Origin of the sequence: Thiomicrorhabdus arctica DSM 13458, from assembly GCF_000381085.1 — a bacterium.
Classification (GTDB): domain Bacteria; phylum Pseudomonadota; class Gammaproteobacteria; order Thiomicrospirales; family Thiomicrospiraceae; genus Thiomicrorhabdus; species Thiomicrorhabdus arctica.
Genome location: NZ_KB905899.1, coordinates 384,024 through 409,937 on the forward strand (window position 1 = coordinate 384,024; position 25,914 = coordinate 409,937).

Annotated in this window: 24 protein-coding genes; 12 read left to right on the plus strand and 12 right to left on the minus strand. The window is 42.8% G+C overall.

Annotation, left to right across the window (positions count from 1 at the left end; genetic code table 11):
- Positions 1-7: 7 nt before the first annotated feature.
- On the plus strand, positions 8-2,611 hold the full coding sequence (locus tag F612_RS12820) for a sensor histidine kinase (protein WP_019556022.1): 2,604 nt from the start codon (positions 8-10) through the stop codon (positions 2,609-2,611).
- The gene (locus F612_RS0101755; protein ID WP_019556023.1) at positions 2,608-3,750 is read left to right on the plus strand and encodes a PP2C family protein-serine/threonine phosphatase; all 1,143 of its coding nucleotides are present in this window, start codon (positions 2,608-2,610) and stop codon (positions 3,748-3,750) included. The genes F612_RS12820 and F612_RS0101755 overlap by 4 nt, the downstream gene beginning before the upstream one ends.
- 67 nt (positions 3,751-3,817) lie before the next feature.
- On the opposite strand, the gene F612_RS0101760 is transcribed toward F612_RS0101755, so the two are convergent.
- From F612_RS0101760 to metG, 11 genes are all read right to left on the minus strand, one after another.
- The gene (locus F612_RS0101760; protein WP_019556024.1) at positions 3,818-4,327 is read right to left on the minus strand and encodes a ribonuclease H family protein; all 510 of its coding nucleotides are present in this window, start codon (positions 4,325-4,327) and stop codon (positions 3,818-3,820) included.
- Positions 4,327-5,244, minus strand: a complete 918-nt coding sequence (locus tag F612_RS0101765; protein WP_019556025.1) for a sulfurtransferase — start codon at positions 5,242-5,244, stop codon at positions 4,327-4,329. The genes F612_RS0101760 and F612_RS0101765 overlap by 1 nt, the downstream gene beginning before the upstream one ends.
- Before the next feature lie 16 nt (positions 5,245-5,260).
- Positions 5,261-5,692, minus strand: coding sequence for a DUF1841 family protein (locus F612_RS0101770; RefSeq protein ID WP_019556026.1), 432 nt, complete (start codon positions 5,690-5,692; stop codon positions 5,261-5,263).
- A gap of 215 nt (positions 5,693-5,907) precedes the next feature.
- The gene (gene nth, locus F612_RS0101775; RefSeq protein ID WP_019556027.1) at positions 5,908-6,543 is read right to left on the minus strand and encodes an endonuclease III; all 636 of its coding nucleotides are present in this window, start codon (positions 6,541-6,543) and stop codon (positions 5,908-5,910) included.
- A gap of 32 nt (positions 6,544-6,575) precedes the next feature.
- Positions 6,576-7,361: an electron transport complex subunit E gene (locus tag F612_RS0101780; protein WP_019556028.1), complete on the minus strand. Its 786-nt coding sequence runs from the start codon at positions 7,359-7,361 to the stop codon at positions 6,576-6,578.
- Positions 7,354-8,013 carry an electron transport complex subunit RsxG gene (gene rsxG, locus F612_RS0101785; protein ID WP_019556029.1) on the minus strand — a complete coding sequence of 220 codons (660 nt, stop codon included), beginning with the start codon at positions 8,011-8,013 and terminating at the stop codon, positions 7,354-7,356. Before rsxG ends, F612_RS0101780 begins: the two co-directional genes overlap by 8 nt.
- Before the next feature lie 11 nt (positions 8,014-8,024).
- Entirely contained in the window at positions 8,025-9,077 is a 1,053-nt protein-coding gene (locus tag F612_RS0101790; protein WP_019556030.1) for an RnfABCDGE type electron transport complex subunit D, read from the minus strand.
- On the minus strand, positions 9,078-11,177 hold the full coding sequence (gene rsxC, locus F612_RS11975; protein WP_019556031.1) for an electron transport complex subunit RsxC: 2,100 nt from the start codon (positions 11,175-11,177) through the stop codon (positions 9,078-9,080). It abuts the gene before it with no gap.
- On the minus strand, positions 11,174-11,749 hold the full coding sequence (rsxB, locus tag F612_RS0101800) for an electron transport complex subunit RsxB (protein WP_019556032.1): 576 nt from the start codon (positions 11,747-11,749) through the stop codon (positions 11,174-11,176). Before rsxB ends, rsxC begins: the two co-directional genes overlap by 4 nt.
- 18 nt (positions 11,750-11,767) lie before the next feature.
- A complete protein-coding gene (gene rsxA, locus F612_RS0101805) occupies positions 11,768-12,343 on the minus strand; it encodes an electron transport complex subunit RsxA (protein WP_019556033.1) in 576 nt (191 codons plus the stop codon).
- Between the two features lie 69 nt (positions 12,344-12,412).
- On the minus strand, positions 12,413-14,500 hold the full coding sequence (gene metG, locus F612_RS0101810) for a methionine--tRNA ligase (RefSeq protein WP_019556034.1): 2,088 nt from the start codon (positions 14,498-14,500) through the stop codon (positions 12,413-12,415).
- A gap of 283 nt (positions 14,501-14,783) precedes the next feature.
- Here metG and F612_RS0101815 point away from each other — a divergent pair, with 283 nt between their 5' ends.
- Positions 14,784-15,092 carry an STAS domain-containing protein gene (locus tag F612_RS0101815; RefSeq protein ID WP_019556035.1) on the plus strand — a complete coding sequence of 103 codons (309 nt, stop codon included), beginning with the start codon at positions 14,784-14,786 and terminating at the stop codon, positions 15,090-15,092.
- A 69-nt stretch (positions 15,093-15,161) separates the two neighbouring features.
- On the opposite strand, the gene apbC is transcribed toward F612_RS0101815, so the two are convergent.
- Positions 15,162-16,286 (minus strand): iron-sulfur cluster carrier protein ApbC, encoded by a 1,125-nt coding sequence (gene apbC, locus F612_RS0101820; protein WP_019556036.1) that lies wholly within the window; start codon positions 16,284-16,286, stop codon positions 15,162-15,164.
- A 292-nt stretch (positions 16,287-16,578) separates the two neighbouring features.
- Here apbC and zntB point away from each other — a divergent pair, with 292 nt between their 5' ends.
- From zntB to F612_RS0101865, 9 genes are all read left to right on the plus strand, one after another.
- Positions 16,579-17,565 (plus strand): zinc transporter ZntB, encoded by a 987-nt coding sequence (gene zntB / locus F612_RS0101825; RefSeq protein ID WP_019556037.1) that lies wholly within the window; start codon positions 16,579-16,581, stop codon positions 17,563-17,565.
- 128 nt (positions 17,566-17,693) lie between these two features.
- Positions 17,694-18,254, plus strand: a complete 561-nt coding sequence (locus F612_RS0101830) for a mechanosensitive ion channel domain-containing protein (protein ID WP_019556038.1) — start codon at positions 17,694-17,696, stop codon at positions 18,252-18,254.
- A gap of 198 nt (positions 18,255-18,452) precedes the next feature.
- Entirely contained in the window at positions 18,453-20,381 is a 1,929-nt protein-coding gene (gene mutL, locus F612_RS0101835) for a DNA mismatch repair endonuclease MutL (protein ID WP_019556039.1), read from the plus strand.
- 62 nt (positions 20,382-20,443) lie between these two features.
- Complete coding sequence (gene miaA, locus F612_RS0101840; RefSeq protein ID WP_019556040.1) at positions 20,444-21,406, plus strand: tRNA (adenosine(37)-N6)-dimethylallyltransferase MiaA; 963 nt, start codon at positions 20,444-20,446, stop codon at positions 21,404-21,406.
- Positions 21,407-21,562: 156 nt separating this feature from the next.
- Positions 21,563-21,835, plus strand: a complete 273-nt coding sequence (gene hfq, locus F612_RS0101845) for an RNA chaperone Hfq (protein ID WP_019556041.1) — start codon at positions 21,563-21,565, stop codon at positions 21,833-21,835.
- A 154-nt stretch (positions 21,836-21,989) separates the two neighbouring features.
- Positions 21,990-23,285, plus strand: coding sequence for a ribosome rescue GTPase HflX (gene hflX, locus F612_RS0101850; RefSeq protein ID WP_019556042.1), 1,296 nt, complete (start codon positions 21,990-21,992; stop codon positions 23,283-23,285).
- 231 nt (positions 23,286-23,516) lie between these two features.
- The gene (gene hflK, locus F612_RS0101855; RefSeq protein WP_019556043.1) at positions 23,517-24,752 is read left to right on the plus strand and encodes an FtsH protease activity modulator HflK; all 1,236 of its coding nucleotides are present in this window, start codon (positions 23,517-23,519) and stop codon (positions 24,750-24,752) included.
- The gene (gene hflC / locus F612_RS0101860) at positions 24,752-25,609 is read left to right on the plus strand and encodes a protease modulator HflC (RefSeq protein WP_019556044.1); all 858 of its coding nucleotides are present in this window, start codon (positions 24,752-24,754) and stop codon (positions 25,607-25,609) included. The genes hflK and hflC overlap by 1 nt, the downstream gene beginning before the upstream one ends.
- A gap of 49 nt (positions 25,610-25,658) precedes the next feature.
- Positions 25,659-25,850, plus strand: coding sequence for a DUF2065 domain-containing protein (locus tag F612_RS0101865; RefSeq protein WP_019556045.1), 192 nt, complete (start codon positions 25,659-25,661; stop codon positions 25,848-25,850).
- The last annotated feature ends 64 nt before the right edge of the window (positions 25,851-25,914 follow it).

Sequence of the window (25,914 nt, forward strand, 5' to 3'; positions counted from 1 at the left end):
ATTGTAAATGCTAGCATCATTAGATTTTAAAAAAATTATTCTGGCCAGTTTTTTGGTATTTATATTGGGTCTAGTCATTACGAACCAGCGCTATCAGGCACAATCAGATAGTTATATTCATTCCCTAGAAAAGCAGTTTCAAGAGTATTCTGTCAATGCCCATTTTTCTTTTCAACAATCGGTCCAGCGCGAATTACAGCGTTTACAAAGTCTGGCGATGGTTTTTAAACTCTCAGAGACCGTATCATACCAAGCATTTGTACAGTCCTCCAAAGTATTACTAGCGGCTGATGAAGGGGTCTGCATTTTAGAATGGGTTGAAAATGTTGATGATAAAAATCGTCAAGCGTTTGAAGAGTCCATGAGTATTGAGGGCAATAAGTTTGAAATTCAGAACTTGAAAGATGGTCGGTTTGTCAGGTCTCCAGAAGCACCGAAATATGCCGTTATTAAGTATATTTATCCTCTGAAAGGAAATGCGGAGGAGTTAGGTCTAAACCTCTATTCCACAGGCATTTTGGATGCGACAAGTGCTTTGAAAAAACCCATTAAAGACACGGTGGCATCCATGCCTTTTAAATGGGGTGAAGAACCAATTTCGGGCCGCTCAATTCTTTTTTACCATCCTGTCATGAATACAAAGGGTTCCATCAAAGGGTATGTCGCTTTGGTTTTTCACATGAATGATTTTTTGGACTTCGTGCGTAAGAATGCAAATTTAGAACCGAGTCTTAAGTACAGCTTGAAAGACACCCACACTAATGAACAGCCCTTTGCAACCCTAGGCCCTGACTTCAGTTCCACTCTGCCTTCCAATATGCGTGAGTTAACGTTTAACATCCAAGCCGCTGGACGCACATGGGAGTTGACCACTGAAGTGGATTTAACCCAACTTCCAGGTTATGACGCTGATCAATTGTATAAACGTCATTGGCCACTGTGGATTGGGTTAGGGTTGAGTTTATTATTGGCATTTTTTACCTATTTTATTTTACGATTGAGATGCGAAAAAAAACAAAATAAACAGTATCTTAGAGACCAAGCAAATCGCTATGAAGAGCTGATTGAACAAGGCTCAGATGCCTTTTTCTTACTGAATTATGAAGGTGAATTTGTTAAATTCAATTCACAAGCGATCAAACGCTTAGGCTATTCAAAAAATGAATTATTAGGCATGAATATCAATCAAATTGATACGGGCTTGGTACCTTGTGAACTCAAGGATATCTGTGCTGATGTTAAAAATGGTAACAAACGCATTTTTGAAAGTCGTTATCGGCGTAAAGATGGAACGACTTTTCCAGTCGAGGTCAGTGCTGCTAAATTTATTCTGGGCGACAAAGAGGTCTGTAGCGCATTTGTCCGCGATTTAACCGACCGATTCATAAAAAAAGCCCTCAGATTAGACAATACAGAAATGCAGCAAGCCTTAAAAAAGTATACCCATGAATTAGAAGAACAGAAATTAGCCTTTGAGATGGTATTTGTAAAATCAGCCGATGGAATTTTTATATCCGAAGGCCGTCATGTGATCGACTGTAACGAAGCTACGATTCGTATATTTGGCTTTGAGTCAAAAGCAGACTTATTACGTGCGCCTAATAGTGTCTTTGCTCCGAAGTTTCAGCCTGATGGAGAGAGTTCACTGCGTAAGGGTTATAGAATGCTACAAATATGTTTAGAGAAGGGGCGTCATCGTTATGAGTGGGTCAATAAAAGACTGAATGGAGAAGAGTTTTGGTCGGATGTCGTTCTGACACGTATTGAATATCTTGGTCGTTCTGTGATCCATATTGCTTTTCGCGAGATATCGAAAAGAAAGAAGTTGCAAGCTGAATTGGTTGCGGCAAAAGAAGTAGCTTTGCAAGCCAATCAGGCAAAAATTGAATTTTTGGCTAAAATATCTCACGAAATACGCACACCTTTACATGGTATTTTGAGTTATAGCCAAATGGGAATGACTCGGTTTGATAAAGTGGATGTAGAAAAATTAAAACGTTATTTTACGAATATAGAGACCAGTGCCGACAAGCTACTATTACTCTTTAACGACCTTCTGGACGCTTCGAAATTAGAAGCGGGGATGATGCGCTTTGATTTTGTCTGCCAAGACCTTAGACCCGTCATTAAAAATTGCGTTCAGGAACAGGCGGTTTTAGCCAGTGAAAAACAAGTTGAGATTATCTTGGTAGGTCATGCGCTGATGGCCTATTTTGATGCAGCAAGGGTGTCTCAAGTGATCTGTAATTTATTGAGTAACGCGATTCGTCTGACAGAGCCAAATAAAAGTATCCTCGTTAAAATTGAAGGTCTTGACTCAACACAAGTTCAAGTGACGGTTTCAGATGAAGGTCCTGGAATTCTAAAAGATGAAATGAACGACATTTTTAATCAGTTTGTCCAAAGTCGTCAGAAAGAGTTGAATACGGGCGGTACAGGCTTGGGTTTAGCCATTAGTCGTGAAATAATTTCTGCGCATCGCAGCCATATCTGGGCTGAAAACAGAATTGTGTTAGGGCACTTATTAGGGGCCAACTTTAAGTTTACCTTACCTATTCATAAAGACGATTGGGTCAATAATGCCACGATAGAACCGATGGGCGAAGTATGAAAATAGCTGAATTACCGAAAAATAAACCTTATGTTTTAGCGATTGATGACGAATTGATTAATCGTTTAGTCTTGGAAGATTTGTTAGAAGATTATTATGAGGTGACCTTACTCGATAATGGTAAGAGTTGTTTTGCCAGTATTGCAAAACGTCGTCCAGAATTGATTTTATTGGATGTCAATATGCCTGATCTAACTGGCTTTGATCTTTGTCGGCAATTAAAATCACATCCGGGTACGGCCAATATTCCTGTTATTTTTTTGACGGCTAAAGTGGCTATGAATGATGAACGCTTAGGTCTGGAGTTAGGAGCCGTTGATTACATTACCAAACCTTTCTCGGAAAGTATTTTATTAGCGCGTATGAGAACCCATTTGAGTTTATCTCAGACCCAGAAGTTACTTGAAAAAAGCCACGCAAAATTGAAAAGAGAGCGTGATTATATCGAGTATATTATCATGTCGATGCGAGATGACCGCCGCTATCAAACCGATCATTTGACGACCTTGGTTGCACCGGTTGAGAAAAGTAATGGCGATTTAGTGTTGTCCGCGTCTACTCATAAGGGTCATCGACACATTTTATTAGGTGATTTTACGGGACATGGCCTATCTGCTGCGGTGGCAGGGCCTTTAGTGAGTTCACTTTTTTACTCACGAGCCGAGCAGAATTTTCCGTTAGGTGAAACCGCCGCATTGATTAACTATGAACTGTCTCAAAAGTTACCTCCCGAAATTTTTATGGCGGCACTTCTGATTGAATGGAATTTGGAAACGAATAAATTAAATGTTTGGAATTGCGGTATGCCGCCTCTGCTGCATTATCGTAATGGCTCATATGTACAAGAACTTAAGTCGGATGGATTGGCATTAGGGATCATCGACCGTTTTCCTCGAGAGAATGAACCGAAAGTAATTGAGCTCTGTACAGGTGATCTATTTTTTGGCTACTCAGATGGCGTGCAGGATGTGGTCACTCAAGGTCGTGAACATTTTGGCGACACTCGAATTCGCAAAGTATTACAGACGATCGCTAAGGATAAACTGTCGTTAAAACATCTGTTATATACACTTGAAAGTTATGCCGGGACATTAGATTTTTCGGATGATGTAACCCTTATTCAGTTAAAAATCCCTTAAAACGTGAGAGTTTAAGAATCGAGAGACGATTTTCGTTGCAGCACTACGTTTTGGTCGTTGTTATTTACTAATGGTTCTGACTTAAACGGTTCATCACTGCTTCGCGGGCCAAGCCATCAGCAATGGCATTGCCTTTATTACCACTATGGCCTTTAACCCATTGCCAAACGACTTGGTATTGATGAGTCAACCGTTCGAGCGTTTCCCAGAGAGTTTGGTATTTCACCGGGTTACCGGATTTATGAATCCAGTGGTTCTGACGCCACAAGTGGATTTTTTGAGTGAGGCCTTCTATCAATATCCGCGAGTCGGTATAGAGTGTGACCTGGTAGGGTGTCTGGATTGGCTCGATTTTAGTCTGCAATACATCAAGAGCATTAACGGCCGCTTTAAGTTCCATTTCTAAACTAGAGGTCTTCTTTTGCCAGTCTGAGACGCGTTCAATCTCCACATTTTGTTGAAAAATAACCGACCCCCAACCACCGACATCCCATTTCTCAAAATAGCCACCGTCAGTATAGATTTCAATGTTTACCACGTTTGACTTACTCGACTCTTGGTTGGAAGATAACTTCATTAAGGCTTTTCCCCAACACGCAGTGGCAAGCTCTTATCAATCGCATACTCTTGCATCGAACCATCGTAGAGTTTAACGCGAGTAAACCCAAGGCTGTCTAGCATTAAAAACAGTCGCGCGGCACGATGTCCGGTGTGGCAGTAGGTGATAATAGGTTGGTTTTTATCTTTAATGCCCAGTGTTTTTAAATGAGCCAATAAGGTATCAGATTCAACTTGGCGAAACCCATTTTTGATATCAACTGCCCACGACCATTCAAAGAAAATTGCGTTGGGGATATGGCCCGAACGTTTCTGTTTGGGATCTCCGACATATTCATCAAAAGAACGTGTATCAATCAATACAATAGATGGGTTTTGAATGGCCGCACGTATATCCGTTTTATCTGCGGTCAAGCTGTTTGTGAGAGGGAGTGTCGCTTGAGGGTAAATCGTTTTAGTAGGATGTTGAGGTTGTGTTTGAGTCACTTTGAACCCCTTTAAAATCCACGATACAATGCCGCCATCTAAAATATTGACCTTATTGTGCTTGAGTTTTCTAAGCTCCCAGTAGAGTCTACTGGCGTTGAGGTTGCCCATATCATCATAGAGCACGAGGTGCACGTCAGGGGTAATGCCTTGTTGGGAGAGCAATTTGCTTATATACGCCACACCGCCACTTAACGCCAGACCATTTTGCGGTTTGATGAGCCAGTTATAGTTTATCCACTGAGCATTCTCGATATGCAGTTTTTGATAACTCGCGTGTGAACTTAAATCGATAAAAAGGATGTTTTTCTGGTTTTTTTGTGCCCATTCAGGCGTGACAAAAACTGAATTTAGACTGTTTGAAGTGGGAGCCGCATTGGCGGTCAATATAAAGCTGCTAAGCAAGGTGAACGCTAACATTGAGAGTAACGATAGACGTCTGCTTAGCATATTAATTTTGATCTCTTTATTTAAGGAGTAGCTGTTGTAAGTGGCGCAGATACGCTTGCTCGTCTGGTTCTACTTGATCACGCTGGGCAATCCAAAGAGATTCACCTAAGCATTCCATCATCGCATGCTCCGTTTCATGGACGTCACGCAGTTTTTCACCGAGTTGCTGATACACGGCTTGAATACCAAGCGGACGGTCCATAGAGACTTGCTCTTGTAGCCCTAAATGCATGCCCATGTGGAGAAATGGGTTAGTTTCGCCATCTTCGGGCTTATATTCATTACCCAAGTGTTTTTCATTGTTAAGCATTGAATGATATTCCGGGTGCAGTTCTATCACACGAGCCACCATCTGCTCCATGGCGTCCATTGGCAGATTAAAGCGGACTTTTTGCCAAGTATCTACATAAAACTGGCGTAACTTGTCTCTTTCTGAGGTATAAAACATAATCTACGTTCTTTAAATGTGATTAAAAATAAAGGGGCCTTCAGCTCACACAGTTGTGTAAAACCGCAAGGCATGTCAGACCTTGGCCTGGTCAAAGCAATTGTTTGCCTAAAAATTATATCATTTAGTGATTTTAATAAGGTAGCCAGTCAGACGAAACCAAGGCGAAAAAATGAGTTTACAAGGCAAGCAAGTGTTGTTGGTCGCTTAAAGCCCTAACCCTCGGTTTTGTCTTTATATTCACATAAGTCATAAATACAGCAGGCTCCGCAACGTGGTTTACGGGCAACGCACGTATATCGACCATGTAAAATCATTAAATGGTGTGCTGGAATAAGATATTGAGTTGGAATATTTTTAAGGAGTTTTTTTTCAACGTCTAAAACGTTTTTACCGGGTGCCAATTTAGTACGGTTTGAGACCCGAAAGATATGCGTATCGACCGCCATAGTCGGGTGACCATAGGCCGTATTTAACACCACATTCGCGGTTTTTCGGCCAACGCCCGGCAGAGCTTCTAATGCTTCTCGATTATCCGGAACCACAGAATTATGCAGTTCTACCAGCATCTTACAGGTTTTAATCACATTGGCGGCTTTGGTATTAAACAAGCCAATGGTTTTGATATAGTCCTTTAATCCTTCAACGCCTAATGCATAGATGGCTTCGGGTGTATTGGCAACCGGAAACAATTTATCGGTGGCAATGTTGACACCTTTATCAGTGGCTTGTGCCGATAAAATAACGGCAATCAATAATTCAAAGGGTGTGCTGTAATGCAGTTCCGTTTCTGGGTTTGGAATGGCAACACTTAGGCGTTCAAAAATTTCTAAACGGTTCTGCTTATTCATAAGTAACTCATCAATAGATTAGAAAACATGACTTATTGACCTATTTTAATGGGTGAACTGACGGAGACTTGAATGTCGATGTCCTTCCCCAGAGGATTTTTTTGCTTAGCGACTCTCTTAGCATCTATATAGTTCTTAAGGGCAATTAACAATCCCAAACCAATGAAAGCACCGGGCGGTAGAACGACTAATAATACGCCTTGATATTGGTCGCTAAAATGCAGGGTCCAATTACGCGCACCTTCTCCAAACATGAGATAGGCCTGGTCAAACAGCGTGCCGTTACCAATCATTTCACGCAATGCACCTAATAAGACCAAGATGAATAAGAAACCAACCCCCATAAAGAAACCGTCGATGATGGCTTTATCGACACTATTTTTTGAAGCATAGGCTTCAGCACGGCCTAAAATGGCACAGTTGGTTACAATCAAAGGAATAAATATACCCAAAATACCGTGCAGAGTATGGAAGTAGGCATTCATTAACAGATCAATCGCGGTGACAGCAGTGGCGATAATGGCGATAAAGACCGGGATTCGAATTTCATTGGAGACATGATTACGAATCAGCGACACCAAAACATTTGATACCAGCAAAACAAACAATGTTGCCAGACCTAAACCCAGTCCATTGACCGTATTGTTGGAAACGGCAAGTAGCGGGCATAGTCCTAATAAGGCCACCAATGCTTGGTTATTTTTCCACAAGCCGTTATCCATAATGGCTTTATATTCTTGCCAACGAGAGTTTTCGACGTTGTCGGCTAGATCCGTTGTAGCATCATCAGTGGACGCCTTGTCTGATAAATTACTCATATAAACTGTCTCCGTGTTCATTGATGAACATTAGGGCATTTTTCACTGCACCGATCACCGCGCGTGGCGTAATGGTCGCACCGGTAAATTGATCAAAATCTCCGCCATCTTTTTTCACCGCCCAGTTAGAGTCATTATCATGCCTTACATTACGGCCATTGAATTCAAGTATCCATGGGTTTTTATTTAGTTCAATTTTATCGCCCAGGCCAGGTGTTTCTTTATGTTTTAAAACACGTACACCAGAGACGCGGCCGTCGGGCAAAACACCGATTAGTAGAGTGATATCGCCGCTATAACCATTTGGTGCTGTGACAGTAAAAATAAGGCCAGCTGGCTGTTTGTTTTTTCGCGCTCTGTAAAAGGTGACCGGACTTTCAGCGCCTAATCGGGCTAACATAACAGGGTTCGTGATTTTTTTAGTATCAGTCAAAGGGTCATTATTATACAAGTCGATCGGCAACACCTGATTGAACGTATTGAGCAAAGTCTGGTTTTCGGCCAAGGTAATCACTGGCGAAGTGAAATAGCGAACCGTGAGTAACAGCATAATGCTGATCAAAACAAATAGGCTCAATTTATAGGCTGAGCCAAACATGCTTTTGATTAAGGCACTCACCATTGTTTGTTGCGAAGAGCTCGACTTATTCATTCGTCATTATCCTAGTGTTTGTGACCAAAGACACGCGGTTGAGTATATTGATCGATTAAAGGCACGGCAATATTCATCAAGATAATTGCAAATGCGATACCATCTGGAAAAGCACCCCAGCTACGAATCACATAAACCAATACACCAATCCCACATGCATAAATAAAGCGGCCTTTGGGGGTCGTGCTCGCCGTAACAGGATCCGTGATAATAAAGAAAGCGGCCAGCATTGTGCCGCCCGACAGCAGGACGAAGTCTACCGGCGGATAGGTGTTAGGATCGATTGCATGGAAAATAAACCCCATGAGAGCCAAACTGCCTAAAAAACCGACCGGAAACTGCCAGCGAATCGTGCGACTATACAGCATCCATAGTCCACCCAGTAGGAACGAGAGATTCACCCACTCCCAGCTACTAAACCCAAACATAAAATGTACCGATCTATCATTAGCACTCAATAGAGGGTTAAGGGTTTCTGCCACCGTCACGCCTTGAGAGATTCCAATACGCATTTCATTCAAGGGGGTAGCACCGGTAATAGCATCCATTGATATATCAGGGATGTGTCCCATGAAGACTAATTGGAGGGCATCCATAAACCCCATATAATAGCCTGCGATTTCAGAAGGGACGATCCATTGAGTCATTTGAACCGGGAAAGAGATGAGCAGGAATGCATAACCGAGCATGGCCGGATTAAATGGGTTGTAACCTAATCCACCATAAAGGTGTTTCCCGAAAATCAAGGCAAAGGTGCTGCCGCTGACAATGATCCACCAAGGTGCTCCAGGTGGAATACAGAAGACCAGACCCGTGATGGTGATTAACGCACTCATATCGGTAATGAAAGGTATAACCGGGCGGCCTCTGAGTTTGAGCATGGTATATTCGACCACCAATAAAGTGGCTACGGCCAATAACCATTGCACCACAATACCAAAACCAAAAATATAGATATGCATTAGCAGTGCTGGGAAGGCTGCAATCTGAACCTGGAGCATCAACTTACGGACATTTTGATTATTATGTACGTACGGTGAGGATGAGCGTGTCGGTTGGTTCACTTAATTCGTCTCCGGTGGCTTAGCTTGGCGTTCACGAGCACGTTTACGAGCGGCTTCAATCGCTTTTTGACGTTTGTTTTGGGTAACATCATCAACCTCTTTGGTTAATTTTTCAGATGTTGAGTCTAGGGTTAAATCAGGCGTCTGTGTTGACTGTGACGCATCTGTTACGTCAGGAATGTTGGCTGCTCTTTGTTCTGTTGAGGTTGCCGTAGACGTTTCATTAGGTCTGTCATTAGACTCAAAAGGGGGGGCATCAACCTCTTGTTTTTTCGCCAATGCACGTTTTTTAGCGGCCGCCATCGCGGCATTTTTGGCCGCTGTCTTTGGATTTTTTTCAGTGCCAGCGGCTTCACTGGCTTTTTGAGCCGCTTCGATGGCTTTTCTACGCGCGGTAGGCATCTTTTCTTGAACGGGCGTTTTCGGAGAGAGCTGATCAGACTCAGGCTCGTTATGATCCTTGGTAGAAGTCGCCTTCGACTTAGCCGCGCGACGAGCCGCGGCCGCTCGAGCCGCCAAAACAGCAGGGCTTGATTTTTGAGTGGGTGCAACAGCAGATTCAGGGGAGTCACCCGCCTGAGCTAACTTATCAGCCACTTGCTTTTTAACGGCATCTTTTTTGGCTTGAAGACGTGTTTCACGTTCTAGTTTTTCACGCTCAATTCGCGCCAATCTGAATTCATGGCGCTGTTTAGCGATTTCAGCTGCTTTGACCTCTGCATGAATGACTTTAATCTCGGATTTTGCATGGCGATAGTATTGCACTAAAGGAATATGGCTTGGACAAACATAACTACAACAGCCGCACTCAATACAATCGGCAATATTGAGTTTTTCAACCTTATCAAATTCGTGTGATTGACTGTACCAATACAGTTGCTGTGGCAGTAAGTTAACAGGACAAGCATCCATACACTCGCCACAACGAATACAAGGCATTTGCATTTCGATGGGCTCAGGCGGATTCGCCAGAATACAGTTCGTAGTTTTAATGACCGGTACTTGATTGTCTTGGACTTGAAAGCCCATCATGGGTCCACCCATCACCAGAGGATAATCAATTTCAACTTTAGGTTGAGCGGCATTGGCAAGAACGGCGAATGGCGTGCCTATTAAGGCTTGGATGTTAAAGGGTGATTCTAACCCTAAGCCTGAAACCGTCACCAGTCGTGAGGTTAGAGGTTCTCCAAAGGTGACTGCGCGATAAATTGCGGCATAGGTGGCTACATTCATCATTAACAGACCCAAATCGACGGAATGTAAATTATGAGGCACTTCAATACCCGTTAATTCTTGAATCAACTGTTTTTGACCGCCCATCGGGTAAACCGTTTGGACGATATGAATTTCTACCCGTGTCTTGGCGGCAGCAGTTTGCATCGCCTGAATGGCTTCTGGTTTATTTGATTCAATGCCACAAAGGAGTTTGTCCGCGCCTAATGCGTCGGCAACTATCACGGCACCTTGAATAATTTCATGCGCTTTGGTCTGCATAAGCAGATCATCACACGTGATAAACGGTTCGCATTCTGCACCATTAATCAGCAGTGTATGTATCTTCCCTTTTTCTTTAGGCAGTTTTGCATAGGAGGGAAAACCAGCGCCTCCCATGCCAACAATACCCGCATGAAAAAGAATTTCTTTAATGGCTTGAGGCGTTTCTGGGAGGGCACCATTGACGTTTAAAACATTGTCGATAGCATTCTCTTTATGGTCTGGTTTGATGACGATTGACATCGCTTTAAGGCCTGAGGCATGCGGTAATGAGTAGGCTTCTATGGCCTCAACAAATCCCGACGTCGGTGCGTGAACAGGCACCACCAAATCTTTATTGGCATCTTTATGCGATTGTGCAAGCAGTTGATTCTTTTTAACATAACTACCTACTTCAACTAACAGCTCTGCTGGTTGCCCAACTTGTTGTTGCAGTGGCAGAATTAGGCGATCTGGGATGAGTTGTGGTCGTATCGGTTGACGCAAGGACAACGACTTATGATAGGGGGGAAAAACCCCACCATGAAATCGGTATAACCAACGTTTGGCTGTCGGATAAACTAAGGCAATTTTTTGGATGAACCGTTGCGCCAAGGAGGTGTTCATTTTTCACTTCCTTGATCGGGAGTGATTGCCGCAATCGCAGCGTCGGCTGGGTCAGGCCATTGCCAGTTAACAGTAGTGGTTTCAGCAGGGCGCATTTCAATGCAGTCTACTGGGCAGACAGGTACACACAAATCACAGCCAGTACACTCAGATTGAATCACGGTATGCATTAGCTTGGTTGCCCCTAAGATAGCATCCACAGGGCAGGCTTTGATGCATAAAACACACCCAATACAGATGTCTTCATCAATAAAAGCGGTTGTTTTTATCTGAGTATCTTCATCCGGGGCATTCATCTCTTTGGGTTCACGGCCAGTGATCTCCGAGATGAGGATCATGACTTCTGTGCCCCCAGGAACGCACAAATTAACCTCGGCTTCACCCTTAGACAGAGCATCGGCATAAGGTTTACAGCCAGGATAACCACATTGACCGCATTGAGTTTGCGGTAGAACATTATCAATCTGGTTTGAAAGTGGATTGCCCTCTATCTTAAAACGGATAGCCGCATAGCCTAGCAGTAAACCAAATAGCAGTGCTAAACCAATAAATATAATAAGTGCTTCAATCATAGGATCTACCAGGTTCGCCTATACCAACCCGCCAAAGCCCATAAAGGCCATGGACATGAGTCCGGCGGTAATCAATGCAATCGGGGCACCTTTAAAAGGGCCGGGTACATCGGCGACATCAATACGTTCACGAATAGAGGCGAAGAGCACCATGACGAGAGTGAATCCGATAGCGGCTCCAAACCCAAACACGGCCGATTCAATAAAATTATTTTTCTCGCCAACATTTAATAACGCCACACCCAGCACAGCACAGTTTGTGGTGATTAAAGGTAAGTAGATGCCGAGCACTTGGTAAAGCGCAGGACTGGTTTTATGAATCGCCATTTCAGTGAAGCCAACCACAGCGGCAATCGCCAGAATAAAGGCAATAGTTTGTAGGTATTCCAACCCGAAAGGTTGCAGTAAATAGGTGTAAATGACGTAACTTAAGACCGAGGAAAGGGTCAGCACAAAAGTGGTCGCTAACCCCATACCTAATGCCGCATCGGTTTTTTTAGACACGCCCATAAAAGGGCAAAGTCCTAAGAACTTAACCAATACGAAGTTATTGACGAACACGGTGCTTATCAATATCAAAACGTAATCTTGCATAGGTTATCCTCCTTTTATAAGCGAATTATAAGTTAGCGATAATGGCAGCGGTTAGCGAGTAAACTTGAATTATTTAACACGCATACCTGGCGTTGCACCCTCGTCCGGAGACAAAATGTACAAATCATTGCCACCTGGACCAGCGGCCAAAACCATGCCTTCCGACATCCCAAAACGCATTTTGCGCGGTGCTAAGTTAGCGACCATGACCGTCAACTTACCGATTAACGCTTCTGGTTCGTAGGCCGATTTAATGCCCGCAAACACCTGGCGCTGTTCAAAACCGATATCCAACGTTAATTTAAGCAATTTTTTCGCTTCAGGCACGGCTTCAGCATGGATTATTTTAGCGATACGTAAATCAATCTTGGCAAAATCATCAATATTGATTTCTTCAGCAAGCGCTTCAAACTCAGGCTTTACGGCTGTTTCTTTTGCAAGTTTGACTTTCTGATCTCCTTTTTTACCATCAGGTGCTGTACTTGCCCCATTAAGTGAGGAGGCTGAAGCATCAACCATTTTCTGGATAGGCTCCATCTCTAAACGTGTCAATAATGCTTTGAATTTGCTGATCTCATGGTTCATTAATGGCGTCTTAATATCATTCCACTGGCCATCTGGAAGATTTAAAAAGGCATTAGATTTCTCTGCTGTTACGGGCAATACGGGTGATAAATAACTCATCAGCACACGGAATAAATTAAGGCTGATACTAACACATTCATGTAACTCAGCTTCTTTCCCTTCGGTTTTAGCCAAGACCCAAGGAGCCGCCTCAGCAATGTATTCATTAGCCTTATCCGCGAGGGTCATAATTTCTCGCATGGCATGACCATAATCACGTGACTCATATAAGTTGGCTATTTCTTCCGACTTATCGATAAAGCTTTGATATAAAACCGTTGTTTCTGGTGTCCACTTATTATTCAGCTTGCCATCAAATTTTTTCATGACAAAGCCTGCACTTCGGCTAGCAATATTGACGACCTTACCCACTAAGTCTGAATTGACACGTTGGGCAAAATCTTCCAAGTTCAAATCAATGTCATCAATGCGACTGGTTAATTTAGCGGCATAGTAATAACGTAAATATTCAGGATTTAGGTGATCTAAATAGGTTTTAGCCATGATAAAGGTGCCACGAGATTTAGACATCTTTTGGCCATCAACCGTTAAAAAACCATGTGCAAAAATGGCCGTTGGGGTTCTGTAATTGGCACCTGACAACATGGCTGGCCAGAATAGAGCGTGGAAGTTGATAATGTCTTTGCCAATGAAGTGATACAGTTCTGTCGTGGAGTCTTCTTGCCAATATTCATCAAAATTAAGGCCTGATTTATCGCAGTAAGCTTTAAAACTCGACATATAACCAATCGGTGCATCTAACCAAACGTAGAAAAACTTACCGGTTTCACCCGGGATTTCAAAACCAAAATAGGGTGCATCACGAGAAATATCCCAGCCACGTAGGCCACTTTCAAGCCACTCATCTAATTTATTGGCAATCTGCTCCTGTAGATGACCTTCACGTGTCCATGTTTTCAACATCTCTTCGAACTGACTCAGCTCAAAAAATAGATGGTCGGTGTCTTTTTCAATTGGAGTCGCGCCAGATACGGCCGATTTCGGGTCAATTAAATCCGTCGGACTGTAAGTGGCACCACAGACTTCGCAGTTGTCTCCGTATTGGTCTACCGCTTTGCATTTTGGACAAGTCCCTTTAACAAAACGATCGGGTAAAAACATCTTTTTTTCTGGATCGTAATACTGAGAGATGGTTTTACGTGAAATGTAACCTTTGTCTTTTAAACGCAAGTAAATATGTTCTGCAAGTTCTTTGTTTTCAATTGAGTTGGTGCTGTGATAATGGTCAAATTCAACATTAAATCCAGCAAAATCAGCTTGGTGCTCTTCAGATGATTTGGCAATCAAAGCTTCTGGCGTAATGCCTTCAGCTTGAGCGCGTAACATGATGGGTGTCCCGTGCGCATCATCAGCACAAACATAAGTACATGTATTGCCGCGCATTTTTTGAAAGCGCGACCAGATATCAGTTTGGATATACTCCACCAAATGTCCTAAATGGATAGGGCCATTTGCATAAGGCAGGGCACTGGTGATCAAAATTTTTCTAGGCGTTGGTGCTATATCTGACATCTGTTTTCTACTTTATTCGTAAGGGGCTTTTCTTGATGCGCGCTTGTCTATTTAAGGCGCTTAAATTAACCCATTATTATAGTCGTTTTATACCCAAAGTGTGACTCTCTTGGCTTTGAAAAAGCAGGGTGTTCGATTTGTATTGTTGAGGGTGACTTTAGTGGTGATAAACTTTGGGAAATAAAGTGTTAGTATTTCGTCATTTCGCGCATTGTGCGATTTATCTCTGTGGACTATGATGAAACATAGTAAATGAATAATGCTCACTAATTAAGGTATCGTTATGAGTTTAAATACAATGGTCAATGGGAATGTCGTCACCCTCTCTATTAATGGGATTTTTGATGTCAGTGTTTATGAACAGTTTAAAGAGTATTGTCGTGTGCACTTAAACGATGACGTGCATTTTGTCATTGATATGGATAACACCACCTATATGGACAGTTCTGCTTTAGGAATGTTACTGTTATTGCGTGAAAAAACTCAGGGTGATAAAGATCGCGTAAAGCTGATTAATGTAGGTGAAAATGTCTTGAGTGTTTTAGAAGTTGCCCAGTTTCAGCAACTATTTGATATTCAAGCGAAAGACTAAACCGCTCTGTTTCTCGTGCTGTTGCCTCCCCCTTACCGCGAGAGGTCGACAAAAACGTTGGACTCGATTTTAAGTGTTCTGAATGACAATATTAGGGAAGAGATTAGCGTAGTTGCGTTTTTGAATACCTACTGTGCTACTGATTTTGTGCGCCATCGTGCGGTACTTTTGTGCAATCTCACTGCTTGGCTCTGCCGTAACCGTTGGCTGACCTTGATCCGCTTCTTCACGAATTCGTTTGTTTAAAGGCAACGAGCCTAAAAAATCGACTGAATATTGTTTTGCCATAGCCTCCCCCCCATGTTCACCGAAAATAGCCTCTTCATGACCGCAGTTAGTGCAGATATGTGTGCTCATATTCTCGATAATGCCAATCACTGGAATTTCCACTTTCTCAAACATTTTGAGAGCCTTTTTGGCATCTATCAGTGAAACCTGCTGTGGTGTCGTGATAACCACCGCGCCCGTCACAGGGATTTGTTGTGCTAAGGTCAGTTGAACATCGCCTGTGCCTGGCGGTAAATCAATGACTAGGTAATCCAGGTCTTCCCATTTGGTTTCTTTGAGGAGTTGGGTGAGTGTTTGAGTGACGATCGGTCCACGCCAAATCATCGGGGAGTCTTCTTCAATGAGTACGCCGATTGACATGACTTGCAAACCATAGGCATTCAGTGGCTGCATGCTTTTCCCATCTTCAGAGTGCGGTTTTTCCTTGAGATTTAGCATCGTTGGAATACTTGGACCATAAATATCTGCATCTAAAATACCGACTTTGGCACCTTCTTGTTGTAATGCTAAAGCGAGGTTAACAGCAGTGGTGGATTTACCGACGCCGCCTTTGCCGGAGGCGATGGCAATGATGTTTTTAATGCCAGGAAGTGGTGCCACACCTTTTTGTGCATCGTGGCTGACAATGGCCGTTTCAAAGGTTGGATTGACGGATTCAATGCCTTCAACTTGCCCTAGATAATGTTTCAAAGATTGTTCTATGCTTGGCCACAAGCTTTTGCACGGGTAGGGCATGGAGACATTAAGGCTTAAAGCCCCTTTTTTAAGTTGCAGATCCGAAACCGCTTTAATGGCTAATAAGTCTTTTTGGCTGGTAGGGTCAAGGCAGGCTTTTAATTGGAGCTCAATCTCTTTTTGCAGCGTTTCAGAAATGCCATTGCCAAATAGCGTATTAAATAATCCCATGTAACTTCCTTTAGGTGGCCGCTATGCAACAGCGCATAGCTAAGTAATGGGAGTATTCTATCAGGTATGTCGGGTAGAAAAAATCCATAAAATAAAAGGGATTTAGGGTGGGCAAGTAAGTCTTTAAACAATCAGGCTTAGTTGTCCTGAATCGTGCTTTTTAAAATAAAAAATTTAATGAGTGGTGAATATTCGACGGGCAGGTCTATTAATTTTAAATAAAAAATACCGAATAGGACTTAAAATAGAAAAAGTATAAATTACAGATTTTAAATGGATAGGGGTAGAGCACATGATGAATGATATGGAAGCCACTGAAGGGCTTTTGCATGCTTATTTATTTGACGGTAAAGGTGGTGGCCGTTATTTAACTTGGTCAGAAGTGGAAGTTTGGGATGCCTCTATGGGACGAATTTGGCTGCATTTTGATTACACAAATGCAGAGGCTCAGGATTGGGTGAGGAACCGAAGTGGTTTAGAGTCGATTGTTAGCCATGCGTTATTGACAGAAGAAACTCGCCCACGTGTCGCGGCGATTGATGACGGTTTACTCATAGCCTTACGGGGTGTCAATCTAAACCCAGGATCAGACCCCGAAGATATGGTTTCAATTCGTCTCTGGGCAACTGCTGATAGAGTCATTAGTACCCGTAAACGTGCTTTATTGTCAACCCAAGATGTTCTGTCAAAATTAAAACGAGGCACCGGCCCTAAAGACAGTGCTGAGTTGATTGTTCAGCTGACCGATAGTTTGATTTGGCGTATGAGTGACACGGTGGATATGCTTGAAGATAAAATGGCCGAGTTGGAAGATGGTTCACTGTCAGAAAGTAGATCTACTTTGCGGTTTGAGTTGGCCAGCTTGCGACGCCAAACCATTTCATTAAGGCGTTACCTTTCACCTGAAAGAGAAGCCTTGACTCGGTTGATGATTGAAAAAGTCAGCTGGTTTGATCATGATAATCATATTAAAGTTCGTGAAGTAAGTGACCGGCTGATCCGACACCTTGAAGACATCGATGCGGTAAGAGAGCGTGCAGCCGTCACTCATGAAGAGCTTTTGAGTCGAATTTCTGAGCAACTTAATGAACGGATGTATGTGCTCTCTATTCTGTCAGCTGTCTTCCTACCGCTTGGTTTTTTTACAGGTCTGTTAGGGGTTAATGTGGGCGGCATTCCGGGTGCGGAAAATACAAGTGCTTTTATGATTTTTGTCGGTATCTTAGTCGTGATTGTCTTGTTTCAAGTGTGGTTGTTTAGACGTAATAAGTGGTTGTAATCATACGCTGTCATTATGATATGATGCGCGCTTTAAATGCCTGATTATCTGCTCAACAAGACTGCAAGATGATTTGTATAGGCGTCACATAAAGTCTTGATCGACACCTCTTTTAAGGATGTTTTGAAATGTCGGATCTACCTCTTTTTCAATTTGTTTTAACGCTCGCAATTATGGTCACTTTCCTGATTGCGAATCGTTTAAATATTAAGATAATGAATCGATTAGGAGCTTATAAAGGCGTACCGGAATCCCGAGTCATTAATGTTCAGAAGTATTTTAAAACACTTATGTTTTTGATTGCGCTCATTGGTGTCTTAGCGATTTGGGGCGTGGATTACCGTGGCGTATTGATATTTGCATCGTCGATCATCGCTGTATTAGGCGTTGCTTTATTTGCACAATGGTCACTTCTATCGAATATTACCGCGGGTGTGATTATCTTTTTTGCTTTTCCGGCGAGAATAGGCGATAAAATTGAAATCATTGATGGGAGTGATGTGATTACAGGAACCATTATTGAAATCAATATTTTTCAAATGTTATTGAGAGATGAAAATGGTTTTGATATTTCCTATCCCAATAACCTGGTTTTGCAACGTCCAGTCCGTCGACTATTAGCGACCAGAGAGGTTCAAAAAGATCACAAAACATCTGTCTTGAAATCCCGCTTTAAAGGCCGTGGCTAACATCACGTTTATAACATGGTATTCCGTTATATTATCTCACCTTGGTTTTACTCATAGCTCTCAGAGTTTTATCGAAATAATGTAATCCAGGAGACTCATGATGGACAGCTGTTCAAGCTAATTTAGTTTTGATGCTATAATTCCACTCCTTAATTTTAACCGTTTTAAATAACTCGACTCTAAGATGAACACACTTAAATGAATTCAGTCACTCGACAGTCTATTGAACAGCTTCCGTCTTATTTAGCGGATCAGATCGCCGCCGGTGAGGTCGTTGAGCGGCCAGCCTCGGTGGTAAAAGAGCTATTAGAAAACGCATTGGATTCCGATGCGACCCAAATCGACATTATGATTGAGGAGGGAGGAGAGAAGTCGATTGTGGTGATCGATAACGGCAGCGGCATCCCGAAGCAAGAGTTGTTATTGGCGGTCAGTCGACATGCCACCAGTAAAATCAAAACCGGTGAAGATTTGGCCGCTGTGGCAACACTTGGATTTAGAGGTGAGGCGCTGGCGAGTATTAGTTCGGTTTCTCGATTTGAGATGAGTAGTCGACATCCGTCGGAGAAGGCTGCGTGGCAGCTTAATTCAGAAGGCGAGGGTCGTTGGAGTGAACTAAAGCCCGCTGCGGGTACGATGGGTACACGTGTCAGTGTGATCGATCTGTTTTTCAATACCCCGGCTCGAAAGAAATTTTTGAGAACCGCTCGGGCTGAGTTTATGCAGATCGATCAACTGGTCAAACGGGTAATGTTAAGTCGGCCTGAGGTGAGTTTTAAACTCATTCATAATCACAAAGTCACACGCCATGTTCTTGCCGTAACCGATGAATTGAGCCTCAAAAAAAGATTAGCGCAATTGATGGGCGCACCTTTTGTCCAACAGTCATTAGAGATCAGCTTTGAAACGCAAGATATTAAAATATCGGGTTGGCTCGGTCAGCCGACGTTTAATCGCAGTCAGGCTGATATGCAGTATCTGTTTGTGAACGGCAGAATTGTTCGTGATCGCTTGCTCTCTTATGCCGTCAAACAGGCCTATGCAGATGTGCTATATAATGGTCGACACCCTGCTTATTTACTGTTTTTAGAGATTCCGCATGAGCTGGTGGATGTCAATGTGCATCCGTCAAAATATGAAGTGCGTTTTGCCAATGGCCGCTGGGTATATGATTTTTTACGTCGTTCAGTACGCGAGTCTGTAGCGCGTCCGATTGCAGCCGAAACGGGCAGTGGTGTCCAGCTAGATTCGTCAATGAATCCAGTTTTGGAAGGCCGCGCAAGGCAAGCCTATTTTGGCACTGGTTTTTCACCCGATGGACGTTCACAAATAGATGTGCAAACCGCCATGGCGTTTCAACAGCCTTATGAGGCTGATCAGAATTTAAGCCAGAATTCGCAGCAAAATGCACAGCATCAGGCCGTTTTACCGAGTGGTAATAGCTTTAACCGTAATCTACAAGATATTATTAATCAACGCCGTCAACCGACCAGGCCTGGTGAAGTTCATGAAGCCTCATCCGAATATGATATCAATCAAGGAATGCCTAGACTCGGGTTTGCCAAGGCGCAAATTCACGGTGTTTACATTCTGTCTGAGAACCAACACGGTCTGGTTCTGGTGGATATGCACGCCGCACATGAGCGTGTGGTGTATGAACGTTTCAAAAAACAGTGGGCTACGGATCGTTTGGTCAGTCAACCATTATTAGTCCCGATTGCAATGGCATTGGATGAATCCCAGGTCGAGGTGTGGCAGATCAATGAAGCGGGCTTCAGTAAATTGGGCTTTGAGATTGAGCCATTAGGGCCAGAGCAATTAAAGATAACCGCTGTGCCGGCATTATTAGTTAAAAGTGATGTCGTCGGTTTATTGAACGATATGATTGCCGACTTAGCGATTGCTGGACAGACCCAACAGGTGGAAGAGCGCGTTAATGAGATGTTATCGACCATGGCTTGCCATGGTTCGGTGAGAGCGAACCGCCAATTAACGATTCCTGAAATGAACGCGCTGTTAAGAGAGATGGAAGTGACTGAGCGTTCGGACCAATGTAATCATGGTCGTCCGACCTGGGTGCAGATGTCGATGGGTCAATTAGACAATCTATTTATGCGTGGACAGTAAAAACCACCACACATTTGATGCCTATAATCAGTGCACTTAAACGAGTAAAAAGTTAACTAAAGATGATCGAGTTAGTCGAAAAATTAATCGAAAACAAACAGTGTTTGGCGCTCATGGGGCCTACGGCCTCTGGTAAAAGTCAGTTATCTATGGATTTAGCCAAGGTCTTACCGATAGAGATTATCAGTGTCGATTCGGCATTGATCTATCGTCAGATGGATATTGGCACCGCTAAACCAAATGCCGAAGAGATGCTCGCGGTGCCACATCATCTGATTAATACCCTTGATCCTATCGAAGCTTATTCAGCTTCTGAATTTGTAGAGGATGTACATCGATTGGTTGAAGCGATTTTTGCACGAGGGCGTTTGCCAGTATTAGTCGGTGGCACCATGATGTATTACAATGCTTTACAGCAAGGGATGAATGATTTGCCGCCAGCGGATGAAACGATTCGAGCGTCTTTGCAAGCGGTTTGGCAAACCCACCCCGAAAGCCTGCATGAGCGATTGACAGAGATCGATCCTGTCTCTGCGTTACGTATTCACCCTAATGATCCACAGCGTGTGATTCGCGCCTTGGAAGTCTATGACGTTTCGGGGAAAACCTTAACAGAACTGCGGGCAGAGCCTAAGTCTCATTTGACCGCATTTAAATTGATAAAGGTAGCCTTAATACCTGATGATCGAGCCAAATTACATAAGCAAATCGGTAAGCGTTTTGACCTTATGCTGCATTCTGGTTTTTTACGAGAAGTGAAAACCCTGTATGAACGTGGAGATTTAAATGGGGATATGACTTCAATGCGTTCCGTTGGATATCGCCAGGCCTGGTTGTTTTTAGAAGGTGAATACGATTATGAAACCTTTGTCTATAAGGGGTTAGTCGCCACCCGTCAGTTGGCAAAAAGACAGTTAACGTGGCTTAGAAAAGAAACAGATGTTACCGTGGTAGATCCTTTTCAAACCACACCAAAAGAGCGATTGGATCAATTGTTGGTTTTATTAAAACAGAGATGCCAGTAGGGGCACTGATAAATAAAATGGCTTGATAAAAAGAATTGAAGTCGCTAAGGTATGCTTCTTCCGAGATTCGACCCTGAGTAAGGTTAAAATGCTTAGGGTATAGACTTTAAATAATAATAAAAATGACAATAATAAAAATAATAAAAAGGAATCATTATGGACAACAATAAACCGACTAAAGCCCTTCCAATTCAAGACCCATATTTAAACGCACTGCGTAAAGAGCGTATCAGTGTCTCTGTATACCTGGTGAATGGCGTAAAGTTACAAGGTAAAGTAGATTCATTTGATCAATTTGTCGTATTGTTAAGAAGTACTGTGACCCAGATGGTTTATAAACATGCCATCTCGACTATTGTCCCAATGCGCGATCCTAAACCATATGAGTCCTCAGCTGAAGATCGCGAAAGACCAGAAGCTGAACACTGAAATCTCTGAATCATTCAAAATAGTTACTCTGCTATTTTTAGACGGTGATAGGTGATCGTTCTCGCCCAAGTTTGCTCGATTTTAAATCGACTTTAAGTCTGTTTAAGGTACTATGTCACTCCCTGAGTTAAGTTCTAAAGGAGAAAACGCTTATATGGAATTATTTGATCGTCTTGAACGACGTGAACTCGAACGTGCCGTGCTGGTCCATGTTGATTTCTACCATGAATCAGATCGCGAAGATATTGATGAATTTTATGAATTGGTCGATTCTGCTGGTGCAGAAGCTTGTACGCTCCTAACCACTAAACGCCAAAGACCCGACCCAAAATATTTTGTCGGTAAAGGTAAAGCGGAAGAAATTCAAGCGGCCGTCGAACTCCATGAAGCGGATGTGGTTATTTTCAATCACGCTCTAACGCCTGCCCAAGAGCGTAACCTATCCACTCTATTTGATTGCCAGGTGTTAGATCGGGTCGGGCTCATTCTCGATATTTTTGCGCAACGTGCACGTTCTCATGAAGGTAAACTTCAGGTTGAATTGGCGCAAATGAAGCGTATGTCGACCCGGTTAGTCAAAGGGTGGACGCATCTCGATAGACAAGGTGGCATTGGCGCTCGTGGTCCAGGTGAAACCCAGTTAGAATCGGATAGACGTCTAGTTCAGGTACGGATTAAATCTTTAGAAGCTAAAATTGAGAAAGTGCGTAAGCAGCGTGGTCTCGGTCAACGGGCACGTAAACGTTCAGAAATTCCTATTATTACTATCATCGGGTATACCAATGCCGGCAAGTCGACACTGTTTAATCAAATGACCTCTGCTAATGTCTATGCAGAAGATCGCCTGTTTGCAACCTTAGATTCTACTTTACGCCGCGTTCACCTTCCGGGTGCGGGTAAGGTTATTTTTGCAGATACCGTCGGTTTTATTCGTCATATTCCACACGACTTAGTGACGGCGTTTCGTTCAACGCTAGAAGAGACAAGAGAAGCAGATCTGTTAGTCCATTTGGTGGACGCTTCTGATCCGCATAGAACTGAAAAAATTAGGGATGTGCATGAGGTTATCGCCGAAGTCGGAGCGGAGTCTGTCCCCCAATTACTGGTCTTTAATAAGATCGATCGACTCGAGCCGGCGGTCATGCCTAAAATCGATCGTGATGAGGCGGGCGTGCCGCAACGGGTGTGGGTTTCAGCGAAAGATGGTGCTGGAATAGAGATGTTGCTTGAAGCCGTGGCCTCATTCTTTAAAGGGGCATTTTTAACGGTGTCATTGACTCTGAATGTTGATGCCGGTAAAAAAAGAGCAGATCTTTATTCATTAGGGACGATCTTAGATGAAGGTTTTGATGATGAAGGAAACAGCCTGTTTAAAATGTCATTGACGCATCAAGAGTGGGGCGCGATTCAGGGTTGGCCGGAACTATTGAAGGCAGAAGTCTTAAGTTAGGATTTTGACTCGATGAGTAATAGAACTAATTCATAGAATTATATTGTCTATAAATTATTTTAATAGGTGACTTTTAGAGTCAACCTAACTAGAATGATTAAATTGTGTCTGCAAAAAATTGATTCAAAAGTCAGGTGTAAGATTTGAATCTAATCAGCAGGTAAGTTTTTTTTATAAAGCGAAAAACAAAATGAATATTTATTTATTTTGTTAAAGCATGGAGATGTTTGAATGGCTTGGAATGAACCAGGTAAGTCCGGACAAGATCCTTGGGGTAACTCAGGAAACAATGGCGGAGGCGGTGATAAAAAACCACCTAAAAAACAGAATGATGATATTGATGTGTTGTTGAAAAAAGCTCAAAGCATCTTTGGTGGTGCGAGTAAAAAATTCGGCAATAACAGTGGCGGTGGTATCGGCGGCATTGGTGGCTCGGTCATTGTGGGTGTTGTTGGTATTGTTTGGTTATTGTCTGGTATCTACATTGTTGATCCTGCAGAACGTGGTGTTGTGACGCAGTTCGGTGCGTATGTCGAAGAAACCAAAGCGGGTCCCCATTGGCACATTCCTTATCCTATTGAATCGGTACGAATCGTCAACGTCGACCAAATCAGAACTGCTGAAATCGGTTACCGCTCTGACGGTAACCGAAATGGCAGCGTGCCAACAGAATCGTTGATGCTGACAAAAGATGAAAATATTGTTGATTTGAAAATTGCCGTTCAGTATCAAGTTGCAAGTGCGCACCAATATCTATTTGATGTCTCAGATCCAGATTTAACATTACGCGCAGTAATAGAAAGTACGCTTCGTGAAGTTGTGGGTCAAAACACAATGGATTTCGTCTTGACAGAAGGTCGTAATGAAGTTGTCTCTCGTGTGCAAAGTTTATCGCAAGAGCGATTATCAGCCTATAAGTCAGGTTTGATTGTCACCAGTGTTAACTTACAGGATGCTCAGCCACCTGAGCAAGTTCAGTCTGCATTTGCCGATGTGGTTAAGGCGCGTGAAGACAGAGAGCGTGTTATTAATGAAGCGGAAACGTATTCAAATGACATCTTGCCTAAGTCTCGTGGTTTAGCGGCGCGTGAATTGGAAGAAGCCAGTGCTTATCACGATCGTGTGATTGCTCAAGCAACGGGTGAAGCGTCACGTTTTACCAGTATTGTAAAAGAGTACAAAAAAGCACCTGAAGTCACACGTAATCGTCTTTATATTGATGCTGTTTCTCAAGTGTTAAGTAACACCAGTAAAGTTTTTGTTGGTTCTGATAGCAGTAACAACCTGTTATATCTTCCTTTAGATAAAATGATCAGCCAAGGTTCAGCGGCACCTACTCAGGCACCTCAACAGGTGACACCGACACCCGCAACCACTTCAAACAAGACTAATCAAAACCGTAATGCGAATAATTCAGGTCAAAAAACCAATATTCGTGATTACTTAAAAAATAGGGAGCTACGTTAATGAAAGCGGTCTTTTCAATATTAGTAGCTGCAATTTTATTTGTAGCCAGTAGTTCAGTTTATATTGTCAATCAGTGGGAAACCGGTGTTGTGCTTCGATTAGGTGAAATCGTTGAAGCGGATGTTGGACCTGGGTTACATTTTAAAACGCCTTTTATCAATAACGTACGTAAGTTTGATTCACGTCTGCAGACATTAGATGCTGCGCCTGAACGTTATTTAACCAGCGAAAAGAAAAACTTAATCGTTGATTCATTTGTCAAATGGCGAATCAAAGATGTCAAAAAATTCTATACCACTATGAATGGTGATAACCGTCAAGCTGGTATTAAGTTAGGTCAGATCATTAAAGATGGTTTACGTGCAGAATTTGGTAATCGTTCTGTGAAAGAGGTTATCTCTGGTGAGCGTGTTGAGATCGCACAAAAGATCAAAGCCACATCAGAAAGTGCAGCCAGTTCATTTGGTATTGAGATTGAAGATATTCGTATTAAACGAATTGATTTAGCAAAAGATATCAGTGAGTCGGTTTACCGTCGAATGGAAGCAGAGCGTAATCGTGTCGCTAAAGATTTAAGATCTAAAGGGTCTGAGTCCGCTGAAAAGATTAAAGCCGATGCCGATCGTCAAAGAGTTGTTATTTTGGCAGATGCGTATAGTGAAGCTGAAATTTTACGAGGTAAAGGGGATGCAACTGCCGCAGAGATATATGCAAAAGCGTATAACCTTGATGCAGAGTTCTACTCTTTTTACCATAGTATCAATGCTTACAAAAACTCGTTTACCGACAAGTCTGATATTATGCTAGTTGATCCAAAGTCTGATTTCTTTAAGTACTTTAACCGGTCGACAAAGTAAAATAACTCAATAAAAGGAAGGTGGGGTAACCCACCTTTTTTGTGGAACTATGTTCGAAACAGCTTTAATTTCAGCCCTCGCTTTAGTGTTTATCATTGAAGGCTTATTGCCTTTTATGTTTCCGAAATTATGGCAAAAGATGATGTCAGAGGCCATTTTATTAACCGAAAAGCAGTTACGGTTAATGGGTTTAGTCTCAATTTCTCTTGGCCTGGCTGTCTTAATGCTTTTTACCACGTAGAGCCCCTTTCAGTGTATTTAAACGTGTCCGGGAGAATATTACCTTACACGTTATATGACAAATC

What these genes read in the sequence shown, in the direction of transcription:
- F612_RS0101765 (WP_019556025.1), bottom strand. Translation starts at nt 5,244, where the DNA reads ATGCTAAGCAGACGTCTATCGTTACTCTCAATGTTAGCGTTCACCTTG.
- metG (WP_019556034.1), bottom strand. Translation starts at nt 14,500, where the DNA reads ATGTCAGATATAGCACCAACGCCTAGAAAAATTTTGATCACCAGTGCC.
- F612_RS0101755 (WP_019556023.1), top strand. Translation starts at nt 2,608, where the DNA reads ATGAAAATAGCTGAATTACCGAAAAATAAACCTTATGTTTTAGCGATT.
- F612_RS0101830 (WP_019556038.1), top strand. Translation starts at nt 17,694, where the DNA reads ATGTCGGATCTACCTCTTTTTCAATTTGTTTTAACGCTCGCAATTATG.
- rsxC (WP_019556031.1), bottom strand. Translation starts at nt 11,177, where the DNA reads ATGAACACCTCCTTGGCGCAACGGTTCATCCAAAAAATTGCCTTAGTT.
- F612_RS0101815 (WP_019556035.1), top strand. Translation starts at nt 14,784, where the DNA reads ATGAGTTTAAATACAATGGTCAATGGGAATGTCGTCACCCTCTCTATT.
- rsxG (WP_019556029.1), bottom strand. Translation starts at nt 8,013, where the DNA reads ATGAATAAGTCGAGCTCTTCGCAACAAACAATGGTGAGTGCCTTAATC.
- F612_RS12820 (WP_019556022.1), top strand. Translation starts at nt 8, where the DNA reads ATGCTAGCATCATTAGATTTTAAAAAAATTATTCTGGCCAGTTTTTTG.
- rsxA (WP_019556033.1), bottom strand. Translation starts at nt 12,343, where the DNA reads ATGCAAGATTACGTTTTGATATTGATAAGCACCGTGTTCGTCAATAAC.
- apbC (WP_019556036.1), bottom strand. Translation starts at nt 16,286, where the DNA reads ATGGGATTATTTAATACGCTATTTGGCAATGGCATTTCTGAAACGCTG.
- miaA (WP_019556040.1), top strand. Translation starts at nt 20,444, where the DNA reads ATGATCGAGTTAGTCGAAAAATTAATCGAAAACAAACAGTGTTTGGCG.
- F612_RS0101760 (WP_019556024.1), bottom strand. Translation starts at nt 4,327, where the DNA reads ATGAAGTTATCTTCCAACCAAGAGTCGAGTAAGTCAAACGTGGTAAAC.
- hflX (WP_019556042.1), top strand. Translation starts at nt 21,990, where the DNA reads ATGGAATTATTTGATCGTCTTGAACGACGTGAACTCGAACGTGCCGTG.
- mutL (WP_019556039.1), top strand. Translation starts at nt 18,453, where the DNA reads ATGAATTCAGTCACTCGACAGTCTATTGAACAGCTTCCGTCTTATTTA.
- nth (WP_019556027.1), bottom strand. Translation starts at nt 6,543, where the DNA reads ATGAATAAGCAGAACCGTTTAGAAATTTTTGAACGCCTAAGTGTTGCC.
- hflC (WP_019556044.1), top strand. Translation starts at nt 24,752, where the DNA reads ATGAAAGCGGTCTTTTCAATATTAGTAGCTGCAATTTTATTTGTAGCC.
- hflK (WP_019556043.1), top strand. Translation starts at nt 23,517, where the DNA reads ATGGCTTGGAATGAACCAGGTAAGTCCGGACAAGATCCTTGGGGTAAC.
- zntB (WP_019556037.1), top strand. Translation starts at nt 16,579, where the DNA reads ATGATGAATGATATGGAAGCCACTGAAGGGCTTTTGCATGCTTATTTA.
- F612_RS0101780 (WP_019556028.1), bottom strand. Translation starts at nt 7,361, where the DNA reads ATGAGTAATTTATCAGACAAGGCGTCCACTGATGATGCTACAACGGAT.
- hfq (WP_019556041.1), top strand. Translation starts at nt 21,563, where the DNA reads ATGGACAACAATAAACCGACTAAAGCCCTTCCAATTCAAGACCCATAT.
- F612_RS0101865 (WP_019556045.1), top strand. Translation starts at nt 25,659, where the DNA reads ATGTTCGAAACAGCTTTAATTTCAGCCCTCGCTTTAGTGTTTATCATT.
- rsxB (WP_019556032.1), bottom strand. Translation starts at nt 11,749, where the DNA reads ATGATTGAAGCACTTATTATATTTATTGGTTTAGCACTGCTATTTGGT.
- F612_RS0101770 (WP_019556026.1), bottom strand. Translation starts at nt 5,692, where the DNA reads ATGTTTTATACCTCAGAAAGAGACAAGTTACGCCAGTTTTATGTAGAT.